Source organism: Rhizobium laguerreae (genome assembly GCF_019778565.1).
In the GTDB taxonomy this organism is placed as follows: Bacteria; Pseudomonadota; Alphaproteobacteria; order Rhizobiales; family Rhizobiaceae; genus Rhizobium; species Rhizobium laguerreae.
In genome coordinates this window covers 224,373-248,431 of record NZ_JAAXQT010000005.1, presented here as the reverse complement: position 1 = coordinate 248,431, position 24,059 = coordinate 224,373, and the positions used below count along the sequence as shown (strand labels likewise).

General features: G+C 60.4%; 25 protein-coding genes. 16 read left to right on the top strand and 9 right to left on the bottom strand.

The genetic code is table 11. From position 1 onward, the window contains the following. Position 1: 1 nt before the first annotated feature. Positions 2 to 1,204, bottom strand: a complete 1,203-nt coding sequence (locus HFO71_RS17635) for an amino acid ABC transporter permease (protein ID WP_168258334.1) — start codon at positions 1,202 to 1,204, stop codon at positions 2 to 4. Between the two features lie 102 nt (positions 1,205 to 1,306). Next, positions 1,307 to 2,332 (bottom strand): amino acid ABC transporter substrate-binding protein, encoded by a 1,026-nt coding sequence (locus HFO71_RS17630; protein ID WP_020049756.1) that lies wholly within the window; start codon positions 2,330 to 2,332, stop codon positions 1,307 to 1,309. A 362-nt stretch (positions 2,333 to 2,694) separates the two neighbouring features. Between HFO71_RS17630 and HFO71_RS17625 the strand changes: the two genes are divergently transcribed. Further along, positions 2,695 to 3,885 (top strand): cystathionine beta-lyase, encoded by a 1,191-nt coding sequence (locus HFO71_RS17625; protein ID WP_168258335.1) that lies wholly within the window; start codon positions 2,695 to 2,697, stop codon positions 3,883 to 3,885. A 31-nt stretch (positions 3,886 to 3,916) separates the two neighbouring features. On the opposite strand, the gene HFO71_RS17620 is transcribed toward HFO71_RS17625, so the two are convergent. Both HFO71_RS17620 and HFO71_RS17615 read right to left on the bottom strand, forming a co-directional pair. Continuing rightward, positions 3,917 to 5,071, bottom strand: a complete 1,155-nt coding sequence (locus HFO71_RS17620; protein ID WP_168258336.1) for an FAD-dependent monooxygenase — start codon at positions 5,069 to 5,071, stop codon at positions 3,917 to 3,919. Positions 5,072 to 5,098: 27 nt separating this feature from the next. Next, a complete protein-coding gene (locus HFO71_RS17615; RefSeq protein WP_003539274.1) occupies positions 5,099 to 5,344 on the bottom strand; it encodes a zinc-finger domain-containing protein in 246 nt (81 codons plus the stop codon). Positions 5,345 to 5,502: 158 nt separating this feature from the next. On the opposite strand from HFO71_RS17615, the gene HFO71_RS17610 reads away from it, so the two are divergent. The 6 genes from HFO71_RS17610 (at position 5,503) to clpA (ending at position 11,368) form a co-directional block, all read left to right on the top strand. Then, complete coding sequence (locus tag HFO71_RS17610; RefSeq protein ID WP_131642273.1) at positions 5,503 to 6,288, top strand: alpha/beta fold hydrolase; 786 nt, start codon at positions 5,503 to 5,505, stop codon at positions 6,286 to 6,288. 128 nt (positions 6,289 to 6,416) lie between these two features. Next, on the top strand, positions 6,417 to 7,250 hold the full coding sequence (gene cysE, locus HFO71_RS17605; protein ID WP_003539276.1) for a serine O-acetyltransferase: 834 nt from the start codon (positions 6,417 to 6,419) through the stop codon (positions 7,248 to 7,250). Positions 7,251 to 7,390: 140 nt separating this feature from the next. Next, positions 7,391 to 7,594 carry a DUF3126 family protein gene (locus HFO71_RS17600; RefSeq protein ID WP_003539277.1) on the top strand — a complete coding sequence of 68 codons (204 nt, stop codon included), beginning with the start codon at positions 7,391 to 7,393 and terminating at the stop codon, positions 7,592 to 7,594. 272 nt (positions 7,595 to 7,866) lie between these two features. Then, on the top strand, positions 7,867 to 8,238 hold the full coding sequence (locus tag HFO71_RS17595; RefSeq protein WP_077981121.1) for a phasin family protein: 372 nt from the start codon (positions 7,867 to 7,869) through the stop codon (positions 8,236 to 8,238). Between the two features lie 276 nt (positions 8,239 to 8,514). Then, positions 8,515 to 8,865: an ATP-dependent Clp protease adapter ClpS gene (gene clpS / locus HFO71_RS17590; protein WP_221988254.1), complete on the top strand. Its 351-nt coding sequence runs from the start codon at positions 8,515 to 8,517 to the stop codon at positions 8,863 to 8,865. Positions 8,866 to 8,875: 10 nt separating this feature from the next. After that, complete coding sequence (gene clpA / locus HFO71_RS17585) at positions 8,876 to 11,368, top strand: ATP-dependent Clp protease ATP-binding subunit ClpA (protein WP_077981120.1); 2,493 nt, start codon at positions 8,876 to 8,878, stop codon at positions 11,366 to 11,368. A gap of 71 nt (positions 11,369 to 11,439) precedes the next feature. Here clpA and HFO71_RS17580 read toward each other — a convergent pair whose 3' ends face one another. From HFO71_RS17580 to HFO71_RS17560, 5 genes are all read right to left on the bottom strand, one after another. Next, on the bottom strand, positions 11,440 to 11,730 hold the full coding sequence (locus tag HFO71_RS17580; protein WP_077981119.1) for a Dabb family protein: 291 nt from the start codon (positions 11,728 to 11,730) through the stop codon (positions 11,440 to 11,442). A gap of 57 nt (positions 11,731 to 11,787) precedes the next feature. Continuing rightward, positions 11,788 to 12,219, bottom strand: coding sequence for an HIT family protein (locus HFO71_RS17575; RefSeq protein WP_131642274.1), 432 nt, complete (start codon positions 12,217 to 12,219; stop codon positions 11,788 to 11,790). A 55-nt stretch (positions 12,220 to 12,274) separates the two neighbouring features. Next, positions 12,275 to 13,465: a GNAT family N-acetyltransferase gene (locus tag HFO71_RS17570; protein WP_131642275.1), complete on the bottom strand. Its 1,191-nt coding sequence runs from the start codon at positions 13,463 to 13,465 to the stop codon at positions 12,275 to 12,277. Positions 13,466 to 13,644: 179 nt separating this feature from the next. Further along, positions 13,645 to 14,364, bottom strand: coding sequence for a glycerophosphodiester phosphodiesterase (locus HFO71_RS17565; protein WP_131642276.1), 720 nt, complete (start codon positions 14,362 to 14,364; stop codon positions 13,645 to 13,647). After that, on the bottom strand, positions 14,361 to 14,831 hold the full coding sequence (locus tag HFO71_RS17560; protein WP_077981115.1) for a RidA family protein: 471 nt from the start codon (positions 14,829 to 14,831) through the stop codon (positions 14,361 to 14,363). The genes HFO71_RS17565 and HFO71_RS17560 overlap by 4 nt, the downstream gene beginning before the upstream one ends. 136 nt (positions 14,832 to 14,967) lie before the next feature. On the opposite strand from HFO71_RS17560, the gene HFO71_RS17555 reads away from it, so the two are divergent. The 9 genes from HFO71_RS17555 to frr all read left to right on the top strand — a co-directional run bounded on the left by HFO71_RS17555 (position 14,968) and on the right by frr (position 24,048). Next, entirely contained in the window at positions 14,968 to 15,804 is an 837-nt protein-coding gene (locus HFO71_RS17555; protein WP_065279804.1) for a cell envelope integrity EipB family protein, read from the top strand. Positions 15,805 to 15,994: 190 nt separating this feature from the next. After that, positions 15,995 to 17,071 (top strand): toxic anion resistance protein, encoded by a 1,077-nt coding sequence (locus HFO71_RS17550; RefSeq protein WP_221988242.1) that lies wholly within the window; start codon positions 15,995 to 15,997, stop codon positions 17,069 to 17,071. A gap of 14 nt (positions 17,072 to 17,085) precedes the next feature. Continuing rightward, a complete protein-coding gene (locus HFO71_RS17545; RefSeq protein ID WP_131642328.1) occupies positions 17,086 to 18,654 on the top strand; it encodes a substrate-binding domain-containing protein in 1,569 nt (522 codons plus the stop codon). Between the two features lie 7 nt (positions 18,655 to 18,661). Next, entirely contained in the window at positions 18,662 to 19,279 is a 618-nt protein-coding gene (locus tag HFO71_RS17540; RefSeq protein ID WP_221988241.1) for a 5-bromo-4-chloroindolyl phosphate hydrolysis family protein, read from the top strand. After that, positions 19,279 to 20,385 (top strand): type 2 periplasmic-binding domain-containing protein, encoded by a 1,107-nt coding sequence (locus tag HFO71_RS17535; RefSeq protein ID WP_131642279.1) that lies wholly within the window; start codon positions 19,279 to 19,281, stop codon positions 20,383 to 20,385. Before HFO71_RS17540 ends, HFO71_RS17535 begins: the two co-directional genes overlap by 1 nt. 181 nt (positions 20,386 to 20,566) lie before the next feature. Next, a complete protein-coding gene (rpsB, locus tag HFO71_RS17530; RefSeq protein ID WP_003539287.1) occupies positions 20,567 to 21,334 on the top strand; it encodes a 30S ribosomal protein S2 in 768 nt (255 codons plus the stop codon). 241 nt (positions 21,335 to 21,575) lie between these two features. After that, complete coding sequence (tsf, locus tag HFO71_RS17525; protein WP_131642280.1) at positions 21,576 to 22,502, top strand: translation elongation factor Ts; 927 nt, start codon at positions 21,576 to 21,578, stop codon at positions 22,500 to 22,502. 96 nt (positions 22,503 to 22,598) lie between these two features. Continuing rightward, positions 22,599 to 23,321, top strand: a complete 723-nt coding sequence (gene pyrH, locus HFO71_RS17520; RefSeq protein ID WP_003539289.1) for a UMP kinase — start codon at positions 22,599 to 22,601, stop codon at positions 23,319 to 23,321. Positions 23,322 to 23,487: 166 nt separating this feature from the next. Then, positions 23,488 to 24,048: a ribosome recycling factor gene (gene frr / locus HFO71_RS17515; RefSeq protein WP_077981112.1), complete on the top strand. Its 561-nt coding sequence runs from the start codon at positions 23,488 to 23,490 to the stop codon at positions 24,046 to 24,048. Positions 24,049 to 24,059: the final 11 nt, after the last annotated feature.

The window sequence follows — 24,059 nt, the reverse complement described above, 5'->3', positions numbered from 1 at the left end:
CTTATCTCTCCACCAGTGCCATCTTGGCGTTGAACCAATTCATGAACAGCGACGTGAGAATGCTCAAGCTGAGATAGACGATACCCCAGATGCAGACGATCTCGATCGCTTGACCGCTCTGATTGAGGATCGTGCCACCGACGGCAACGAGATCCGAGAAACCGATCGCGATGGCGAGTGAGGAGTTCTTGGTCAGGTTCAGGTACTGGCTCGTCAACGGCGGGATGATGATGCGCAGCGCCTGCGGCACCACGACAAGTCTCGTCACGCTCGACGGATGCAGCCCCAGCGCGCCGGCTGCTTCGGATTGTCCTTTTGCAACGCCGCGAATGCCGCCGCGAACGATCTCGGCGATGAACGAGGCGGTATAGAAGGACAGAGCGAGAAACAGCGACATAAATTCGGGGCCGACGACGGAGCCGCCCGTGAGGTTGAATTTTCCGGCAACCGGAACGTCGAAGGTGAGCGGAAAGCCGGAGACAACGAAGACCAGCAATGGCAAGCCGACGATCAGCCCGATTGCCGTCCATACGGTGTGGAACGGCTGGCCGGTTGCGGCTTGGCGTTTATGGGCCCAGCGCGCGATGATGATGGTGGCGACAATCGCAATCACGAGGGCGATGCCGACCGCTATCATGCCCGTCTCGAAGATTGGCTTCGGGAAGGCTAGTCCTCTGTTGTTGAGGTACATGCTGAACGGCAGACCCACCGATTCACGCGGCTGCGGCAAGACGGAGAGAACGCCGAGATACCAGAAAAAGATGACGAGCAGCGGCGGAATGTTGCGGAAAACCTCGACATAGACCGTGCAGAGCTTGGCAATCAGCCAATTGCGCGACAGCCGGCCGATCCCGATCAGGAAGCCGATGATGGTCGCCGTGAAGATACCGCTCACCGCCACCAGCAAGGTATTCAGAATGCCGACAAGAAGTGCGCGCGCATAAGTCGAGTCGCTCGAAAAGCCGATCAGCGACTGGCCGATTTCGAAACCGGCGCGGCCGCGAAGAAAGCCGAAACCCGATGCCGTATTGCTGCGGGCAAGGTTCACGGCAGTGTTGTGGGCCACCCACCACACAAAGCCCACGAGAACAACGATTGTTAGGACCTGGTAAAATATGCTCCGGTATTTCGGGTCGTACATTGCCGACCGGAAACTCCAGCCGGTGCCATGCAAAGGTGTCGTATCCACAGCCTCATGCGTCATGCCGCGCCAATCCCCTTGTGCCCGTTTTCGGGCTTTCTTTTTACTTTTTGGAGCGGGAAGGCGGCTTGGCCGCCTTCCCGGTATGTCATTGCCAGTGCTCGATCAACGAACCGGCGGTGCGTACTGGATGCCGCCCTTGTTCCACAGCGCATTCAAGCCGCGTGCGATCTTGAGCGGGCTGCCCTCGCCGATGTTGCGCTCGAAGATTTCACCATAATTGCCGACGCCCTTGATGACGTTGGCGGCCCAATCATTCGTCAGGCCGAGATCGGTGCCGATCTTGGTGTCGGTCTCGCTGCCGAGGAAGCGCTTGATATCCGGGTTCGGCGAGTTCTTCATCTCGTCGACATTTGCCTGCGTGATGCCGAACTCTTCGGCATTGATCAGCGCATAAGCCGTCCAGGAAACGATATCGAACCACTGATCATCACCCTGACGGACGGCCGGGCCAAGCGGCTCCTTGGAGATGATCTCAGGAAGGATGACGTGTTCGTCGGGATTCTTCAGCGTCAGACGCAACGAATAGAGACCGGACTGGTCGGTCGTGTAAACGTCGCAACGACCGGCGTCGTAGGCAGCGTTGACCTCAGGAAGATTTTCGAAGACGACCGGATTGTACTGCAGATTATTCGTCTTGAAGTAATCGGCGAGGTTCAGTTCGGTAGTCGTGCCCGACTGCACGCAGACTGCGGCGCCGGAGAGTTCGAGAGCCGACTTCACGTTCAGGCCCTTGCGGACCATGAAGCCCTGGCCGTCATAATAGGTGACAGGACGGAAATTGAAGCCGAGTGCGGTGTCGCGATTGATCGTCCAGGTCGTATTACGCGAGAGGACATCGATTTCGCCGGACTGGAGGGCGGTGAAACGTTCTTTCGCATTTGTCGGCGTGTACTTGACCTTGGTGGGGTCGCCGAACACAGCCGAAGCGACTGCCTTGCAGAAGTCGACGTCGAAGCCGGCCCAATTGCCGGAAGCGTCAGGTGCGGCAAAGCCGGTAAGGCCGGTGTTGACGCCGCACTGAACGAAACCCTTTGCCTTGACGTCTGAGAGAGTGGTGGCGGAGGCGGCCGAGGCGCCAACTGCCAAAACTGCTGCGCCGATGGCGGCCGACAGGAGCTTATTTTTCATTTTCCCAACCTTTTCCGTTGTCTTATCTTTTCTTGTGGAGAGTGCGTGCCGACAATCCGTGCCGCCTCCCCATTGTCTCGACACCCTCCCGGCGCGAGAGACCCTATCACAGTCGCAAATCTCACCATGGTCAAGTGTCGCGCCCAATAATTGCGGCGAAATGCAACATTTTGGCAGATAGCGCTGCATTCATGGGCTGTTGACTAGGAAATAGGCGCCTGGTTGCGGAAAAATAACGCGAAAATCGAAATTTCCATCATTTCGGATCGTCGCCTGCAGCCGATCTTCAAGGGGTTGACCTGATATGGCAGGGCGTCCAAAAGTCCACTTTTGCGTCTCCGTCGCCAAAGGCTATTCCCGACATGAAAGACAAAGACAGCTTCCTGCAGAATGCCGGCATCAACACCCGCCTGACCCATATCGGCAACGACCCTTTCGACTATCACGGCTTCATCAATCCGCCGGTCGTGCATGCCTCGACGGTGCTGTTTCCGAATGCGCGGGCGATGGAGACGCGCACGCAGAAATACACTTACGGGACGCGCGGCACACCGACGACGGATGCGCTCTGCGAGGCGATCGACGCACTCGAAGGCTCGGCCGGAACGATCCTTGTGCCGTCGGGCCTTGCGGCCGTCACCATTCCGTTCCTGGGTTTCGTCGCTGCCGGCGATCATGCGCTGGTGGTCGATTCGGTCTATGGCCCGACGCGCCATTTCTGCGACACGATGCTGAAGCGCCTCGGCATCGAGGTGGAATATTACCATCCGGAGATCGGCGCCGGCATCGAGACGCTCTTCCGGCCGAACACGAAGCTCGTCCACACCGAGGCTCCCGGCTCCAACACCTTCGAGATGCAGGATATTCCGGCGATCTCGGCAGTTGCGCACCGCCACGGCGCCGTCGTCATGATGGACAATACCTGGGCGACGCCGGTCTATTTCAGGCCGCTCGATCACGGCGTCGACATCTCCATCCACGCATCGACGAAATATCCGTCCGGCCATTCCGATATCCTGCTCGGAACGGTTTCGGTCAATGCCGAACACTGGGAGCGGCTGAAGGAAGCAAACGGTGTGCTCGGGATCTGCGGCGCACCCGATGATGCCTATCAGATCCTGCGCGGATTGCGCACCATGGGCCTGCGCCTCGAGCGGCATTATGAAAGCGCTCTTGATATCGCGGAATGGCTGGAGGGGAGGGAGGATGTCGCCCGCGTGCTGCATCCGGCCCTGCCGAGTTTTCCCTCACACCATCTCTGGAAGCGGGATTTCAAAGGCGCCAGCGGCATCTTTTCCTTCGTGCTTGCCGCCGATGGTCCCGAGAAGTCCAGAGCAAAGGCGCATGCCTTCCTCGACGCACTCAGGATTTTCGGTCTCGGCTATTCCTGGGGTGGCTTTGAAAGCCTCGCTTTGCATGCCAATCTCAACGATCGCAAGATCGCCAAGGCGCCGACGGAGGGTCCGGTCATCCGCCTGCAGATCGGCATCGAGGACGTGGCCGACCTGAAGGCCGATATCGAACGGGGCTTTGCGGCGGCAAGCGCCGTCTGACCAGACACGCTTTATCGCCGCTGGTCGCGCTTCAAGGCAGATCGACAGCCCGATAGCCGTAGATCCAGTCGAGATCTGCCGCGAGGCTTAGCGGCGGCTTGAGGCCGAGCACAAGATCGCGGCCGATCCGGATCGGCCCTCTCGCATGATAGGCAAACCGGTTGAAGGCGCCGCGCTGGCGAAGCCTCGCAATGCGTGGCGCCCGATGTCTTTCGAATAGCGCCAGCGCTTCCGCCACGGGGCTGTTCGAAAGAAACGTGGCGAGTTCGTAGGCATCTTCGATCGCCATCGCCGCTCCCTGGGCGGCAAAAGGCATCATCGCATGCGCGGCGTCGCCGATCAGGACCGTCTTTCGGCCGTCCTGCCATGCGCCTGATGAGGTTTCGAACAGCGGCCAGAACGTCAGCTTCCTATTTATCTCGAGCAGCGAGACGATCGCGGTGTTCCAGCCGGAAAGGCGCGCCCGTAGCTGCGCCCGCTGCTCGGCCGTCGGCTCGCTTTGCCAGGCCTGCGGCGCGATATTGCCGGCGGTGATTGCCACCATGTTGAAGCTGCCGGTTTCCCGCAACGGATAGCAGACGAGATGTGCCGAGCCGCCGAGGAAGGCCGAAACGCTTGCCCGGTCGAGGAAACCGGGCGCCTCATCCTCGGTAACAGTGAAGCGGTAGGCGATATTGCCGGAAAAGCGCGGCGAGGGGCTGCCCGGAACGGCTTGCCGAAGCTTCGACCAGACGCCGTCGGCGCCGATCACAACATCGGTCGCCCGCTCGAAAGGCGGTAGGGTCGAATCTATCCGCACGCCGAGGTGAAGCCGGCAGAGCGGATCGGCCGCAACCGCCGCCAAAAGGGCTTTCTGCAATGTGGTGCGGTGCAGGACGCCATAGGGAGCGCCCCAGCGTTCCCGCGCGAATTTGCCGGCCGGCACCGCCGCGAGCTGGCGCAGCGACCCACCCGATATCAGCCGGATCGCGTCCGGCTCGAGCCAGAGCTGTGATAGACCGTCAAGGATACCGAGTTCGGCAAGGATGCGGGAAGCGTTCGGCGAAACCTGCAATCCGGCGCCGATGTCGGCGAGTTCGCCCGCCTGCTCGAAGATCTCTGAACTGATACCCCGGCGTGAAAGCGCAAGGGCAGCTGTCAGCCCTGATATCCCGGCGCCAATGATGGCGGCATGTTCGACCGGCATTGTCCGTCCGATCCGGATCTGGACGCGTTACGCCGCCTTCACGTGGAAAACGCAACCGGCCGGATTGGTCTGGCTCGGCTTGAGCGCGGAATTGAAGCGATAGAGCGTCGAGCAGTAGGAACAGACCTTCTCGTTGTCGTCGCCCATGTCGATGAAGATATGCGGATGATCGAAGGGAGCCGAAGCGCCGGTGCACATGAATTCCTTGACGCCGACTTCGATAACGCGGTGACCGCCGTCGTTCTGGAAGTGAGGAATGTTGTGGCCGGCCATGTCGCTCTCCGAATGCTTTGAAATGTGCGCGAACCTTATAAGCCTTCGCCGCAAATGTGTAGAGCCAAAGCGCCGCGCCAGGCACAGTTTTTAGCCACAGTTTTTGGCTTCACGATGAAAGGCCGCTCGACTATGGTCGCGCCAAAAAGGAAGGCCCGATGAACCTGAATACGCCCACATTTTCAAGCTTCACCCATGATGGATTGCAGCTCGCCTTCTTCGATGAGGGCGATCCTGCCGGCGTCCCCGTGTTGTTGATCCACGGATTTGCCTCGACCGCAAACGTCAACTGGGTGCATCCGGGCTGGTTGAAGACGCTTGGTGATGCCGGCTACCGGGTGATCGCCATGGATAATCGCGGCCACGGCGCAAGCGACAAGCCGCACGATGCCGAAGCCTATCGACCCTGGGTCATGGCCGGCGATGCGATCGCCTTGCTGGATCATCTGGGCATCCCCGAAGCCAATGTCATGGGCTATTCGATGGGCGCGCGCATCTCCGTCTTTGCCGCGCTTGCGAATCCGCATCGCGTCCGTTCGCTGGTGCTCGGCGGCCTCGGCATCGGCATGACCGACGGCGTCGGTGACTGGGACCCGATTGCCGATGCGCTGCTGGCTCCATCGCTGGACGCGGTCACGCATGCCCGCGGCCGCATGTTCCGCGCCTTCGCCGAGCAGACGAAGAGCGACCGCGTCGCCCTTGCCGATTGTATACGCGGCTCGCGCGATCTCGTCGCCCGCTCCGACATGGCCAAGCTGGACATGCCGACGCTGATCGGCGTCGGCACCAAGGATGATATCGCCGGCTCGCCGCAGGAATTGGCGGCGCTGATGCAAGATGCCGAAGCGCTCGATATTCCCGGCCGCGATCATATGCTCGCCGTCGGCGATAGGGTTTTCAAGCAGGCGGTTCTGGCCTTCTACGCAAAGGTCGCCCATCGCTGACAACATCGTGATGCCGAAAAACCATACTAAAAAACCATGGCGACGGCACCCATTTATGTTATTGGCGTTTTCCTCTATATATTGGCATTCCGAAAACGGCATTCCGGCTGGCAACGAGGAGAGCGGCGATGGTCGCAAAGACTGACATTCGTGCTTTTGACACAGGCCATCCGCTGAAGGTGATGGATCCCATCTGGGACAGCCTGCGTGAGGAAGCCCGGCTCGCCGCCGAACGGGACCCGGTTCTCGCCGCCTTCCTCTATTCGACCGTGATCAACTACCATTCGCTCGAGGAATGCGTCATCCACCGCATCTGCGAACGTCTCGATCACCCCGACATGCAGGCGAACCTGCTTCGCCAGACCTTCGAGGAAATGCTCCTCGATTGGCCGGACTGGAGCTCCATCCTGCGTGTCGATATCCAGGCGATCTACGACCGCGATCCCGCCTGCCTGCGCTTCATGGAGGCGGTGCTTTATTTCAAGGGCTTCCACGCGCTGCAGACGCATCGTCTCGCCCATTGGCTGCTGAACCGCGGCCGGCGTGATTTTGCGCTTTATCTGCAGAGCCGCTCCTCCAGCGTCTTCCAGACCGACATCAATCCGGCCGCCCGTATCGGCAAGGGCATCTTCCTCGATCACGCCACCGGCCTCGTCGTCGGCGAGACGGCCGTCATCGGCGACAACGTCTCGATCCTGCACGGCGTCACACTCGGCGGTACCGGCAAGGAGGGCGCTGACCGCCATCCGAAGATCGGCTCCGGCGTCATGATCGGCGCCGGTGCGAAGATCCTCGGCAATATCGAGATCGGCTACTGCTCACGCGTCGCCGCCGGCTCGGTCGTCCTGAAGGCGGTGCCGCCCAAGAAGACGGTTGCGGGCGTGCCGGCCAAGGTCGTCGGCGAGGCCGGTTGTTCCGAGCCGTCGCGCAACATGGATCAGGTGATCGGCGCCGATATCTGAGCGCCCATTGGAAACAAGGATAGGAAAAGTCGGCGGGATCCGAACGGGGAGGGCCATGAGCAAACGGCAACCTTGCCTTTACACCGCTGCATTTCCTGTGCAAGAAGCGGCCAATCAAGACCGCTTACGGAGATGACAGAGTGAAGCCAGAAGAAATCAAGAAGCTCGACGCCTATTTCAAGCGCATGTTCAACCCGCAGATGATCGTCAAGGCGCGTCCGCGCAAGGATGATTCTGCGGAAGTCTATCTCGGCGAAGAATTTCTGGGTGTCGTCTATATTGATGACGAGGACGGCGACCGCTCCTACAACTTTTCGATGGCGATCCTCGACGTCGATCTCTGACCGCGCTCGAATGCTTCAAAGGGACCGAACGGCGCGATCCGTTCGGTCTTTTTTGTTTTTTCGATTCGGCGCGAGAATTTGTTCAAAACTTCCGGTTGCGGCATTCTGATATATTTTAGCAAAATCAATTAAAGACGTACGTGCCCCGACGCGTGGGCTTTGTTATATGATTGTCATGCAACTCCTGGGCGTTTTGCAACGCACAAGACTACTTGACTATTTGTGCGTTGCAGCTACCTTGCCGCCACCAACAGCCCAACGGAGGATGGCTCATGTTCAACTTTGACGATGCTAACAAGAAGAGCAAGGAAGCCGTCGACACGGCACTGAAAAACTATTCCGACACCACCAAGGGCTTTCAGGCGATCGCCGCTGAAGCCACGGAATATTCGAAGAAATCCTTTCAGGACGCGGTGACGCATTTCGAAACCCTAGCCGGCGTCAAGAGCTTCGAGGCCGCTTTCGAGCTGCAGACGAGCTACGTTAAGGCGTATTTTGAAGGCTTTGTCTCCGAGACCACGAAGCTCAGTGAGATGTATGCCGATCTCGCCAAATCAGCCTACAAGCCCCATGAAGCACCGATCGCCGCTGCCGTCGTCAAGAGCGCCAAGTCGGCGCCGTCGGCGACGCCTGCTGCCGCATGAATTGATTTTGACGGCGCAACCTGCGCGACATATTGAAAAACGAGGACCGGCTACGCATCTGTGGCCGGTCTTTTTGTTTCCGCTTTCGCTGCAGCGCCCGCATGGGATCGACCAGGGACTTTTTTGGTCTTTCCCGTGCATGCCGGCCATTTCTTGATTGCAGTGTCTGACAGGGGGCTTAAAATCAGCCTATTATGAACTAAGTTAGTGTTTCAGATATTCGGCGGGAAAAGCACCCTCCCATGCTCCGCCGGATTGCTTGAGGAATGAATGACAATGATCGCAAAGCCGATCCGGATGCAGAACGACAGCGAAAGGAACGGGGACAACGCAAATCGAACCTCGGTCATCACACGCACCCAGCCGAAGACCAAAAAGCCCAACCTCTATCGCGTGCTGCTTTTGAATGACGACTACACTCCCATGGAATTCGTCATCCATATTCTGGAGCGTTTTTTTCAGAAGGATCGTGAAAGTGCCACCCGCATCATGCTTCATGTCCATAACCACGGCGTTGGCGAATGCGGAATATTCACATACGAGGTAGCGGAAACGAAGGTCAGCCAGGTGATGGACTTCGCCCGGCAGCACCAGCATCCGCTGCAATGCGTCATGGAAAAGAAGTGAGGATCTGAACGTGCCAACATTTTCGCCTAGTTTAGAGAAGGCGCTCCATCAGGCACTGACCTTTGCCAACGAGCGGCACCACGAATATGCGACGCTCGAGCATCTGCTGCTCGCCCTGATCGACGATGCCGATGCGGCCGCGGTCATGGGTGCCTGCAATGTCGATCTCGACACCTTGCGCAAGACGCTCGTCGAATATGTCGATAACGAACTTTCCAACCTGATCACCGGTTATGACGAGGATTCGAAGCCGACCTCCGGCTTCCAGCGCGTCATCCAGCGTGCCGTCATCCACGTGCAATCGTCTGGCCGCGAAGAGGTGACCGGCGCCAACGTGCTCGTCGCCATCTTCGCCGAGCGCGAAAGCCACGCCGCCTATTTCCTGCAGGAGCAGGAGATGACCCGCTACGATGCCGTCAACTATATCTCCCACGGCATCGGCAAGCGGCCGGGCGCTTCGGATGTGCGTCCCCCGCGCGGCGCTGAGGAAGAAGCCGAAAGCAGCAAGCCGACGGCGCGCGGCGGCGAGGAAGAGGGCGGCCCGAAGAAGCAGCAGGATGCGCTCAAGGCCTATTGCGTCAATCTCAACGAGAAGGCCAAGGGCGGCAAGATCGATCCGCTGATCGGCCGTCACGCCGAGGTCAGCCGCACCATCCAGATCCTGTGCCGCCGTTCGAAGAACAATCCGCTCTACGTCGGTGATCCCGGCGTCGGCAAGACGGCGATCGCCGAAGGGCTTGCCAAGCGCATCGTCGAAGGCAAGGTTCCCGAAGCCCTCGCCGATGCGACGATCTTCTCGCTCGACATGGGCACGCTGCTCGCCGGCACGCGCTACCGCGGCGATTTTGAGGAGCGCCTGAAGCAGGTCGTCAAGGAACTGGAAGAATATCCGGGCGCCGTGCTCTTCATCGACGAGATCCACACGGTGATCGGCGCTGGCGCCACCTCGGGCGGCGCGATGGATGCATCGAACCTGCTGAAGCCGGCCCTATCATCGGGCGCGATTCGCTGCATCGGTTCGACCACCTACAAGGAATACCGCCAGTTCTTCGAGAAGGATCGTGCGCTGGTCCGTCGTTTCCAGAAGATCGACGTCAGCGAACCGTCGATCGAAGATGCGATCGAGATCATGAAGGGCCTGAAGCCCTATTTCGAAGAGTATCACCACCTGCGTTATTCGAATGATGCCATCAAGTCGGCCGTCGAATTGTCGGCCCGCTACATCTCCGACCGCAAGCTGCCCGACAAAGCGATCGACGTGATCGACGAAACCGGTGCGGCCCAGATGCTGCTGCCGCCGTCCAAGCGCCGCAAGCTGATTACCGAAAAGGAGATCGAGGCAACGGTCGCCACGATGGCGCGCATTCCGCCGAAGACCGTCTCCAAGGACGATGAAGCGGTGCTCGCCAATCTCGAGCAGGAACTGCGTTCTGTGGTCTACGGCCAGGATATCGCGATCGAAGCTCTTTCGACCTCGATCAAGCTGGCACGTGCCGGTCTTCGCGAGCCGAACAAGCCGATCGGCGCCTATGTCTTCTCCGGTCCGACCGGCGTCGGCAAGACCGAGGTGGCAAAGCAGCTGGCATCGTCGCTCGGCGTCGAACTCCTGCGCTTCGACATGTCGGAATATATGGAGCGGCACACGGTCTCGCGTCTGCTCGGTGCACCTCCCGGCTATGTCGGCTTCGATCAGGGCGGTCTTCTGACCGATGGCGTCGACCAGCACCCGCATTGCGTGGTCCTGCTCGACGAAATCGAGAAGGCCCATCCCGACATCTACAATATCCTCTTGCAGGTCATGGACCACGGCACGCTGACCGACCATAACGGCAAGAAGATCGACTTCCGCAACGTCATCCTGATCATGACTACCAATGCGGGTGCGTCGGAAATGGCCAAGGCGGCGATCGGCTTCGGCTCGTCCAAGCGCACCGGCGAGGACGAGGAGGCGCTGACCCGCCTGTTCACGCCGGAATTCCGCAACCGTCTCGACGCGATCATTCCTTTCGCGGCGTTGCCGACGGCCGTCATCCACAAGGTCGTACAGAAGTTCATCATGCAGCTGGAGGCCCAGCTTTCCGAAAGGAACGTCACCTTCGACCTGCACGAGAATGCGATCGCCTGGCTGGCGGAAAAGGGTTACGACGAGAAGATGGGCGCCCGCCCGCTTGCTCGCGTCATTCAGGATACGATCAAGAAGCCGCTTGCCAACGAGATCCTCTTCGGCAAGCTGAAGAAGGGCGGCGTCGTCAATGTCACCGTCGGCCCGAAGGAAGACGGCAAGCCCGGCATCGTGCTCGAAGCCATCTCGGAAACGGCGCCGATCAAGCCGAAGCCCGAAGCCGAGGTCGTGCATCCCGAAGCCGAGGATGGGGATGACGGCGAGCTGAAGACGAAGGCGGCCCGCAAGACCCGCGCCAAAGCGGTGCCGCAGGCCGAGCCTGAGGTCCGCGAAGCCCCGAAGAAGGGAAGCGCGGTTCCGAAGGTTCCACGCAAGAAGTAAGATACCGTCACCGTTTTGGAAAAGGCCGCGTCACTGCGGCCTTTTTCGTGTCCGGATCTACATGCGCCCTTTCAGAGCTTGGTGTAGTCGATCTCGAGAAAATCGGCGACCTCGGGCACCCAGCGGTCGCGGACGAAGGCGACATGCAGGGGATGGAGGTTGTACGTGTCGTAGCCAGCCTGATCGTCGAATTCCATCGAAAAGCCGAAGGCATAAGCATTCTTTGGACTCGTCTGCCGAAGCTGCTCGAAATTCCGCACGCTCGGGATCTTGGCAAGCACCAGCGCGTCGGAGAGGAACGACGTTTCTTCAGCCGAGCCGGCTTCGTGCTTCAGGCGGAATGCGACAGTATGGCGGATCATGATCTTGTTCCAAATAATTGTCTGGATTGAATTCTCTCAAATCGACAGGGGTTGACCTTACCCCAGCGCTGCTCTGATCTTTTCGGCATTGCCGGCAAGCACGGCGCCGTCCTCCATCTTGCCGGAATGCGGCTTGAGGGCCATGCCTTCATGCCGCGGGATGACATGGAAATGCAGATGGAATACCGTTTGCCCGGCCGCCGGCTCGTTGAACTGGGCGACGAACACGCCATCGGCGTCGAAGACGTCCTTGACCGCATTGGCGATCTTCTGGACGACCGATATCGCGTGGGTGAGGGTGGCTGGATCGGCATCGAGGATATTGCGCGACGCCGCCTTCGGAAGGACGAGCACGTGGCCCGGCGCCTGCGGCATCACATCCATGATGGCCACGGTATGCTCGTCCTCGTAGACGCGGTGCGAGGGGATTTCGCCGCGGAGGATCTTGGCGAAGATGTTGTTGTCGTCATAAGCGGCGGGGTTGGTCATCGCGAAAATCTCCTCGTTTCCAGATTATTCGGGTAGCGCGGCCGGTGCGGCGGCGTCAATCCTCCTGCTGACGCTCGCCCTTGCGGAAAGGGCTGTGCTCGGTCAGCAACTCGCTCATCTGTTCGACATCGGCGCGCTCGCGCGCGAGATAGTCGCCGATCGCCCGGCGAAGGCCGGCATGCGCGACATAATGGGCGGAATGCGTCGTCACCGGCAGGTAACCGCGGGCGAGCTTGTGTTCGCCCTGGGCGCCGGCCTCGACACGTTTCAGCCCTTTCGAAAGGGCGAAGTCGATCGCCTGATGATAGCAGACCTCGAAATGCAGGAAGGGATGATCCTCGATGCAGCCCCAGTGACGGCCGTAGAGTGTATCGCCGCCGATGAAGTTGATCGCGCCGGCGATATAGCGCCCGTCGCGCTTGGCCATGACGAGCAGGATATCGTCGGCCATGCGTTCGCCGATCAGCGAGTAGAACTTACGGGTGAGGTAAGGCCGGCCCCACTTGCGCCCGCCAGTATCCATGTAGAACTTGAAGAATTGATCCCAGATGCGTTCCGTCAGGTCGCGGCCGGTCAGCCAGTCGATGCTGATACCGTTTTCGAGGGCGGCGCGACGTTCCTTGCGCAACGCCTTGCGTTTGCGCGAGGCAAGCGTTTCGAGAAAATCCTCGTGATCGGCATAGCCGTCATTGATGAAATGGAACTGCTGGTCGGTGCGGTGCAGATAGCCGTCCATCTCGAAGACGCCGATCTCTTCGTCCGGCACGAAGGTGATATGGGCCGAGGAGATGCCGAGCCGGCGCACCACCTCCTTCAGGCTTTCGGCGATCGCGCTCTGGATCGGCAGCCGCTGCAGCCCCTCGGCGACAAGAAGCCGCGGGCCTGTCGCCGGGGTGAACGGGATCGAGCACTGAAGTTTGGGATAATAGCGCCCGCCGGCCCGCTCGAATGCGTCGGCCCAGCCATGGTCGAAGACATATTCGCCCTGGCTATGGTTCTTGAGATAGCCGGGCAGGGCGCCGATCAACTCGCCGCGCCCGGTCTCGAGCAGCAGATGATGGCCGAGCCATCCGGTCTCGGCGTCGGCGGAGCCGGATTCCTCCAGCGACGACAAAAAGGCGTGCGAAACGAAAGGGTTGTAGGCAATCGCAGCGCAGGTCTTCGACGCCCCGGAAAGCCTGGACCAGCTCTCCGGGGAAATCGCGGTGAAGGAGCGTTCTACGCGAATGGATAATTCATCAGTCATGGGACAAATGCGAAGCCTGTGGGAGGATAGTCTCGGCTCTGCCTTACAGCGCCGCGCGTCTTTTCAGACGCGCAAAGGACGCTGTAACGCTTTGAGTTGCTGCATAATTTATCCTCAAATGGATCCGATTTAAGGAGTTATGCAGCAGTCTGCGCATGATCTTGGCCAAAAAGCGAGCGTCAAGCAGTCGCACGCGGATCGAAGCCTTCGAAGGTCATCTGGTCTGCATTGGCGAATGTGCGTCGGCGCACCTCTTCGTCACGCACCGTCCAGGTGATGACGGGAATCCCCTTTTCGCGTTCGCCGGTGATGAAGGCATTCGGCAGGTCGTCATAATAATAAGAGATGAAATCGAGACCGATCTCCATCGCCTTTTCATGCGTCTTGAACTCTTCCGGCGTGTTGCCGTTGGCGGTCAGCCCGAGCGGGTAGGGTGAGCCAAGCGCCTTCAGGTCGCGCAGCAGCCAGTGGTCGAAGCTCATCAGCGCCACCTTGCCCTCATAGCCCTCGAGGACCTCGAGCACAGCTTCGGCGAAACCTTCGTCATCGGCCTCGCGCCCCTTGAGCTCCAGCACCAGTGGCACCTTGCCTTCGACGAGATCGAGAAGCTGGCGCAGCGTCGGCACCTTGTCGCTCGTGCCGCCAACGGCGATCAGTCCGAGTTCCCGGGAGGTGCGCTCGCGGATGTCGCCGTTGAGATTGCACAGGCGCTGCAGGTCCTCGTCGTGAAAGATGACCGGCACGCCGTCGGAGGCGTAGTGCAGGTCGCATTCGATCGCAAAGCCCGCTTCGACAGCGCGCGAGAAGGCCGAAAGCGTGTTTTCCCAGACATGCGTGTTGAGGTCGTGATAGCCGCGGTGGGCGACCGGCAGTTCCCTGATCCAGGCAACATTGGTCATTTTGCGATTTCCATGATAGCGTCTATCTCGACGGCGGCATTCAGCGGCAGGGCCGCCATGCCGACGGCGGCACGCGCATGTTTGCCGGCTTCGCCAAGCACGCCGGCAATCAGGTTCGAAGCGCCGTTGATGACGAGATGCTGCTCGACGAAGTCGGGCGCCGAGGCGACGAAGCCGTTCAGCTTGATGACGCGCCGGATACGGCCGAGATCGCCGCCAAGTGCGGCCTTCGCCTGGGCAAGGATGTTGATGGCGCAGAGTTCGGCGCCGCGCTGCCCCCTTGCAACGTCGACGGTCTTGCCGAGATGGCCCGAGACAGTGACCTTGCCGCCTTCGAGCGGCAGCTGGCCGGAGATGTAGAGAAGATTGCCGCTGATCACATAGGGAACGTAATTTGCAGCAGGTGCTGCGGCCTCGGGAAGGGTTATCCCCATCTCAATCAGGCGAGCCGCAATTTCATCGGGCATTTTCGTCTCCGCTTTTGTTGTCAATTCTTCAAAAATTATGCATCAAGACTAGATTCTTCAATATGACAGTTTCGAGCCTCGATTTGGCCGAAAGCGTTCTTATAACATGGCGACCGAGTCCAACAGGAGTTAATGAATGTTCCGATCGAGTCTTGTCGCTCTGCTTCTCGCCAGCGTTTCCGCCAATGCATGGGCGGCTGCGCCTGCGGTTAGCGCTGCGATCGCGACCGGCCTCGTCGCACATCGCGCGGTCTACGATCTGGAATTGAAGGATGCCTCGGACCGCTCCGGCATCGCCGCCATGTACGGTCGCATGGTCTATGAGTTCGACGGCAGCTATTGCCAGGGCTTTACCACCAATTTCCGCTTCGTGACGCAGATCGACACCGGCGACAGCGTGCGTGTCAGCGATCAGCAGACAAAGACCTTCGAGAACCTGAAGGACGGCAAGTTCACTTTCGACACCAAATCCTTCACCGACGAGCAGCTCGATAAAGAGGTCAACGGTGCGGCGCAGGACCAGCCTGATGGTGTCAAGGTCGATCTCAAGCAGCCGGCGAGCCGCGAGCTGCAGCTTTTAGAAAGCCGGTTTCCCACGGAACATATGCTCGATGTGATCCAGCACGCCAAGGACGGCAAGCGCTTCTTCGAGGCGCGCGTCTTCGACGGTTCGGACGACGGCGACAAGTCGCTGGCGACGACCACGATCGTCGGCAAGCAGGAGACGCCGATCGCCGAGGAAGCCGATGCCGGCAATGCCGGCGCCTTCTCCAAGACGGCCTTCTGGCCGGTGACGATCGCCTATTTCAACGAAAGTGCGAAATCGGATGCGTTGCCGGTCTACCGCATGTCCTTCAAGCTCTATGAGAACGGCATTACCCGCGATCTGACGATGGATTACGGTGATTTCGTCCTGACCGGCAAGCTCGCCAAGCTGGAGCTGCTCGACCGCAAGGCCGAGGTTTGCAAGTAGGCGACGAGATCTCGCCTGTCATAAAACTGTATCATAAAATTCACTATGGTTCGGCGATCAGCGATGACTGAGTCGCCGTCTGTCGTCCTGCTTTTCGGGTCGGTGCGATCCTGGCGGCCAAGCCATTGCGATGACGTCTATCTGCTAGACTGCGTAGCCATTACGCATCGCAAGCTTGAAAGCCCGAACCATGGCCGACACCGATCTCGCGACTGTTCAGAATGCCGCCCTGCCGGTTGTCGTCGCCGATCCGGCGGAAATTGCCCGCATTTCCGATAGCATCAACATCACCGACCGTGCCGGCATCTCGGTCTATGGCGACCGCGCCCAGCAGGCGGTCAGCGATTATGCCGACAAGATCCTGCGCGAAGTCCGCAACAAGGACCTCGGCGATGTCGGCCGCCTGCTGACCGACATCATCCTCAAATCGAAAAGCCTCGATCCGGCATCGTTGAAGGATAAGGGTTTCCTCAGCCGCATGTTTCTCTCGGCCAAGGCCCGGCTCGAACGCTTCAAGGCGGAGTTCGAAGACGTGGCCGGCCAGATCGACCGGATCGGCCTGGAACTCGACCGTCATAAGGACACGCTGAGGCGCGACATTGCGCTGCTCGACGACCTGCATGAGGAAACCAGGCAATCGATCATGCGGCTCGAGGCCTATGTTCAGGCCGGCAAGACTTTCGCCGAGCGTTTTCGCAGCGTCGAGCTGCCGAGGCTGAAGGCGCAAGCAGAGGCTGCAGCGACCGGCCCCGGCGGCGGCATGCTGGATGCACAGACCTATCAGGACAGCCTGCAGGCGCTCGACCGGCTGGAAAAGCGGGTGTTCTACCTGCAGCAGGCCCGCCAGCTCGGCATCCAGCAATTGCCGCAGATCCGCATCGTTCAGGCGGGCGACGAAACGCTGATCGAGAATCTGCAGGCGACTTCGGCGCTGACGGTGCCGGCCTGGAAGCAGAAGATGGCGATCCTGCTCGGCCTGACGCGGCAGAAATCGGCGCTCGACCTGCAGAAGGCGGTGACCGACGCCACCAACGATATGATCCGCCAGGCATCCGAGATGATGAAAGACCAGGCGATATCAATCGAGCAGCAGTCGCAGCGCGGCATCGTTGACATCGACACGCTCGCCAAGGCGAACAGGGATCTGATCGACACGATATCAGGCGTGCTGCAGGTTCAGGAGGAGGGGCGCCGGAAGCGGGCGCTTGCCGAGCAGCAGATGGAGCAGATGACGATCGAACTCAAGAAGGCGATGACCCAGGCGTGATCGGCAAGATGACGATGCGAGCACTGCTATCAGGCCTGGCACTTCTTGCCGCTTTGCCCCTTGCCGGCTGCAATCCCTTTGGCCAGGGGCCGGATTTCTCGATCGTGTCGGGATCGGAGAACACCGTTCTGCAGCCGATCGTCGAAGAATTCTGCAAGCAGAAGAACGCCACCTGCACCTTCAAATATGAAGGCACGCTCGATATCGGCCTGGCGCTGCAGAGTGACCAGGGCGTCGCGCAGGATGCGGTCTGGCCGGCCTCCAGCGTCTGGGTCGACATGTTCGACACCAAGCGCCGCGTCAAGAGCCTGACCTCGATCGCCCAGACGCCGGTGGTACTGGGTCTGCGCAGGTCCAAGGCGCAGCAGCTCGGCTGGATCGGCAAGGACGTCTTCATGAAGGACATTCTCGCTGCCGTCGAGGGCGGATCGCTGAAGTTCCTGATGACCTCGGCGACGCAATCCAATTCGGGCGCCAGCGCCTATCTTGCCATGCTGTCGAGCGCGCTTGGCAACAAGCCGGTGATCGAACCCGGCGATCTCGACGACAGGCACGTCCAGGAGAGCGTCCGGTCGCTGCTGTCAGGTGTGGTGCGCTCTTCCGGCTCTTCCGGCTGGCTTGCCGATCTCTACGTCGATTCCGCCGGCAAGGGCACGGTCTACGACGCGATGTGGAATTACGAGGCGGTGCTGAAGGAAACCAACGACAAGCTCGCCGCCCTGTCGCAGGAACCGCTTTACGCGATCTATCCGGCCGATGGTGTGGCCATGGCGGATTCGCCGATCGGTTTCGTCGATCATGGCCGCGGGCCAGAAGTCCAGACCTTCTTCAACGATCTGCTCGCCTATCTGAGCTCGGCCCCCGTACAGCAGCGCATCGCCGATACCGGCCGGCGCATTCCCTTGACCGGCGTTGCCGCGAAGCCGGAGCCGAGCTGGAATTTCGATCCCGCCCGGCTGGTGACGGCAATCCGCATGCCGGAGGCGGGCGTCATCCGCCAGGCGCTCAACCTTTATCAGGCCGCGCTGCGCAAACCGTCCCTGACCGCTCTCTGCCTCGATTTTTCCGGTTCGATGCAAGGTGACGGCGAGGATCAGCTGCAGAAGGCGATGCGCTTCCTGTTGACGCCAGACGAGGCGAGCAAAGTGCTGGTGCAATGGTCGCTCGCCGACCAGATCATCGTCATTCCCTTCGACGGCAGCGTACGCAACACTTTCATGGCGAGTGGAAATCCGCTGGAGCAGGAAGGGCTGCTGAACGAGATTTCCCGGCAGAAGGCCAATGGCGGCACGAACATGTATGCCTGCGCCGAACGGGCTCTGCAGCAGATTGCCCGAACCGACAGGCTCTCGACTTATCTGCCTGCCATCGTCATCATGACCGACGGCAAGTCAGATGATCAAAGCCAGGCCTTCACCAGAGATTGGAAGGCGATGGAGCCGCATGTGCCGATCTTCGGCATCACATTCGGCGATGCCGACAAGACCCAGCTCGACAGCCTCGCCAAGCTGACCTCGGCGCGCGTGTTCGACGGCGGCTCGGATCTCGCCACCGCCTTCCGCACCGCGCGAGGCTACAATTAGGACAGGCATGCGCAACTGGCTCGGCAATGACGGCAACTGGATCGTGGCGGGACTGGCTGCGGCAATCACCGTGCCGCTCTTGAGCTTTGCAGCCGGCATGCCCTTCTGGATCGCGGCCATCATCGCCCTTCTGGTCTTTGCCGGCCTCGTCATCCTGCTTGCGCCGCGCCGGCTGTTCGAAGGCCTCGATATCAAGAGCATCGGCAGCGGGCGCGTCGCCTTTGCTCGCGACCTGCTGGAGGCCGCCGTTCCCTTCGCGCAGAGGCTGAAGATCGCCGCCGACACGATAAGCGATCGTCAGATGGCAGCCGCAGTCCGGCATCTCGCCGAAATCGCCGCCGATGTCTTTCACAAGGTCGAGGCCAAGCCCGAAGGCGCCAATGCCGTGCGGCGGTTCCTCTCCTATTATCTGCCGCGTGCCGCCGAGGTGGCGGAAGGTTTTGCCGTCATAGAGGCCAAGGGCGTTCCCGACCCCAAGCAGATGGAGGAAGTGCGCGGCGTGCTGGTGAAGCTCGAAGAGGCCTTCGTCCATTATGCCGACAGCCTGGTCGATGAGGAACTCGGCACGCTCGACACCGATCTGCGCCTCATCCAGGCATCGCTCAAAGAGGATATCGGACGCTGATGGCCCTTTCTCGTCGCGCCTTTGGAGTGGGACTGCTCGGAGCCGGCGTCGTCGGCACCGGCGGTTATTTCGCCGTCCGGGATCGGCCGGAATTGCAGGGCCTGCTCGGCAGCCGCACGACGCTGTTCGGCTTCGTCGGCGGCGAGAAGGAAGCCTTCCTGGCCGACCCCGACGTCATCAGGGCGCTCGGCGGATATGGATTGACGGTGGGCAGCCGTGTCGCGGGCTCCGTCGAAATGGTCCGCGAACAGGCGCTGCTGTCGCAGCATCCGCAATTCCTCTGGCCGTCCTCCTCGATCATGGTCGATATCGCCCGGCAGAACGGCATTTCTATCCGTAACGACCGCGTCGTGCTGAACACGCCGATCGTCGTCTATTCCTGGCAGCCCGTCGTCGATGGACTGATGAAAGCGGGATTGGTGACGGTGACGAACGAAGGCCATCATCAGCTCGACATCAAGGCTTTGCTTGATGCGATTCTGGCCGGATCCGACTGGTCGAAGCTCGGCGTCAATTCGCTTTACGGCCGCGCCCGCATCGTCTCGACCGATCCCAACCGCTCCAATTCCGGCTTCATGTTCGCAGGCCTGGTGCTCAGCCTGTTCAGCGGTAATGTCGCGACATCTGGCGACCTTGCTATATTTGGCGGCAAGGTGCAGGCGATCTTCCGCAACATGGGCTTCAAGTCGCCGTCCTCAGGCAAACTTTTCGACCAGTATCTCGCAGGCGGCCTCGGCGGCGAGCCGATGATCGTCGGTTATGAGAACCAACTGGTCGAATGGATCCTCGCCGATCCCGCACGCTGGGAGCGCATCAAGGCGAGTGCCGGCGCAAAGCCGGTGGTGCTCTATCCGCGCCCGACCGTCTATTCGGCGCATCCGCTGATCGTCGTCGATGAGAATGCCAACCGACTGATCGAAGCGCTGGTGAGCCCGAAGCTCCAGGAGCTTGCCTGGACGAGACACGGCTTCCGCGGTCCGCTGGGGACCGCCACCGGCAACGCCGACAGCGCGATCGGCACCCTGCTGCCGGCCGAGGTCGATGCCATCCTGCCGATGCCCGATGCAGGCGTCATGCTGTCGCTGCTGCCGACGCTGGCAAGCTGAGTCGCCAGGTTTTTTCGGCATAAGCCTTGCTTTTGCGCGAAATCGAATGTATGGGCACCGGCATTCCACACGTAAGGCATGGGATCGTCCGGGAGAAATCCGGGCTGTTCCGCCCGGTGGCACCCTCGAAGAGGGTGCTGTTCGCCTTGCGGAGGTTCAACCGGAAAAGGAGTAACAAGGCATGGCATTGCCTGATTTTTCTATGCGTCAGCTGCTTGAAGCAGGCGTCCACTTCGGCCACCAGACGCATCGCTGGAACCCGAAGATGAAGCCGTATATCTTCGGCGATCGCAACAACATTCACATCATCGATCTGGCTCAGACCGTTCCGATGCTGTCGCGCGCCCTTCAGGTCGTCAGCGACACCGTTGCCCGCGGCGGCCGCGTTCTCTTCGTCGGCACCAAGCGCCAGGCCTCTGAGATCATTGCCGACAGCGCCAAGCGCTCGGCCCAGTACTACGTCAACTCGCGCTGGCTCGGCGGCATGATGACGAACTGGAAGACGATCTCCAACTCGATCCAGCGCCTGCGCAAGCTCGACGAGATCCTGAACGGCGAAGCCCAGGGCTTCACCAAGAAGGAACGCCTGAACCTCGAGCGCGAACGTGAAAAGCTGGACAAGGCTCTTGGCGGTATCCGCGATATGGGCGGCACGCCCGACCTGATGTTCATCATCGACACCAACAAGGAAAAGATCGCGATCGACGAAGCCAAGCGCCTCGGCATCCCGGTTGTCGCCATCATCGACTCGAACTGCGATCCGGACCTGATCGACTATCCGATCCCGGGTAACGACGACGCATCGCGCGCGATCGCTCTTTACTGCGAGCTGATCTCCCGCGCCGCCATCGACGGCATCGCGCGTCAGCAGGGCTCTTCCGGCCGCGATCTCGGCGCATCCTCCGAAGTTCCGGTCGAGCCGGCTCTCGAGGAAGCAGCCGAAGGCTGATGAAGGCGGGCGGATCGAGAAGGTTCGCCAATGCTTGCAGAGACTGGGAAAGGCCGCTCGCGACTCATCGAAGTTCGGCGGCCTTGCCTGTTTCAAGGGGAGGGCGTCAGGCTCTCCGTCCGATAAGTTTCGTTATGACGCGTCTTCATCACGCTGTCATACATACAGGTACATTTCGTGCCTCAATCCGGTGCCGAGCCGCGCTTTACGGCCCACCGTATGAACCGACAAGAGGAAGCTAATGAGCGAGATTACGGCTGCAATGGTGAAGGAACTGCGCGAAAAGACCGGCGCAGGCATGATGGACTGCAAGAAGGCTCTTGCTGAAACCGCTGGCGATATGGAAGCGGCGATCGACTGGCTGCGTGCCAAGGGCATCGCCAAGGCCGACAAGAAGTCCGGCCGCACCGCTGCCGAAGGCCTCATCGGCGTTTCGAGCCAGGGCACCAAGGCCGTCGTCGTCGAAGTCAATTCCGAAACCGACTTCGTCGCCCGTAACGATGCCTTCCAGGAACTCGTTCGCGGCATCGCCAAGGTCGCCGTCTCGACCGACGGCACCGTCGATGCCGTTGCCGCTGCGACCTACCCGGCATCCGGCAAGTCCGTGTCCGACACGATCAAGGATGCGATCGCAACGATCGGCGAGAACATGAACCTGCGCCGTTCGGTCGCTCTCTCGGTCGAGGACGGCGTCGTCGCCACCTATATCCACAATGCTGTTTCCGACGGCCTCGGCAAGCTCGGCGTTCTCGTTGCGCTGAAGTCGACCGGCGACAAGGAATCCTTGAACGCCATCGGCCGCCAGGTCGCCATGCACATCGCCGCGACCGCGCCGCTGGCGATCCGCCCGGAAGAAGTCGATGCCGCCGTCGCCGAGCGCGAGCGCAACGTCTTTATCGAACAGTCGCGCGCCTCCGGCAAGCCGGACAACATCATCGAAAAGATGGTCGACGGCCGCATGCGCAAGTTCTTCGAGGAAGTCGCTCTTCTCTCGCAGGCTTTCGTCATCAATCCGGATCTGACGGTCGCAGCCGCCATCAAGGAAGCTGAAAAGGCCGTCGGCGCGCCGATCGAAGTCGCCGGCATGGCCCGTCTGCTGCTCGGCGAAGGCGTCGAGAAGGAAGAAACCGACTTCGCGGCCGAAGTCGCGGCTGCCGTCAAGGGTTGATCTTCCAGCCATAATTGGGAAAACACGAAGGGCATCGCGTGACAACGCGGTGCCCTTCGTGTATCGGGCATTCACGGCAATTTACGAGGAGCCAAGATGTCTTTAGAGCCTGTCTATAAACGTGTTCTACTCAAGGCTTCCGGCGAAGCGCTCATGGGTGGCCAGGGTTTCGGGATCGATGTGACGGTGGCGGACCGCATTGCATCCGACATCGCCGAGGCACGGCATATGGGCGTGGAAGTCGGCGTCGTCGTCGGCGGCGGCAATATCTTCCGCGGTGTCGCGGTCGCGTCCAAGGGCGGCGACCGGGTGACCGGCGACCATATGGGCATGCTCGGCACCATCATCAACGCGCTGGCGCTGGCGACCTCGCTGCGCAAGCTGAACATCGATACGGTGGTGCTTTCGGCCATCTCCATGCCCGAGATCTGCGAGAGCTTTTCGCAGCGCGCAACCCTTTATCATCTGTCGATGGGACGCGTGGTGATTTTTGCCGGCGGCACCGGCAATCCCTTCTTCACCACCGATTCCGCCGCAGCACTCCGCGCCGCCGAAATGGGTGCGGAAGCGATCTTCAAGGGCACCCAGGTGGACGGCATCTATACCGCCGACCCGAAGAAATATCCCGATGCGACCCGCCTCGACCGGCTGACGCACCAGGAAGTGCTGGACAGGGGGCTTGCGGTGATGGACGTTGCCGCCGTAGCGCTCGCCAGGGAGAATTCCATTCCGATCATCGTCTTCTCGATCCACGAGAAGGGTGGTTTTGCTGAAATCTTGACGGGCGGTGGTCTCAAGACCATCGTCTCCGACAACTGATATAAGCTGCGCCGCGGTTTCGGCGCAGCCCTCGCTAGAACATGATGATTTTAGGCCCGGTGGGGCCTAAAATCTGAATCATGTTCGACATTAAATAGTTAGAGCATGATGTCGCCCGAAAACCGCTGACACTTTTCGGCATCATGCTCTAGACGGGAGCATCCATATGAGTGAAGGTATCGACATCAAGGAACTGAAGCGCCGCATGGACGGCGCGATTTCCGCATTCAAGAGCGACATCGCATCGCTGCGCACCGGCCGTGCTTCGGCCAACATCCTCGACCCGGTGACGATCGAGGCCTATGGTTCGCGCATGCCGCTGAACCAGGTCGCCAACATCACCGTGCCCGAGCCGCGCATGCTGTCGGTTTCCGTCTGGGACAAGTCGATGGTCAGCGCCGTCGAGCGTGGCATTCGCGAATCCAATCTCGGCCTCAACCCGATCGTCGATGGCCAGAACCTGCGCATTCCGCTGCCGGAGCTGAACGAGGAGCGCCGCAAGTCGCTCGTCAAGGTGGCGCACGACTATGCCGAAAAGAGCAAGGTGGCGATTCGCCATGTCCGCCGCGACGGCATGGACGGCCTCAAGAAAGCCGAAAAGGATGGGGTAATCGGCCAGGACGAGAGCCGGGCGCAGTCGGAACGTGTCCAGAAGATGACGGACGAGACGATTTCCGAAGTCGACCGCTTGCTTGGCGAGAAGGAAAAGGAAATCATGCAGGTCTAGAGGATCTGTGC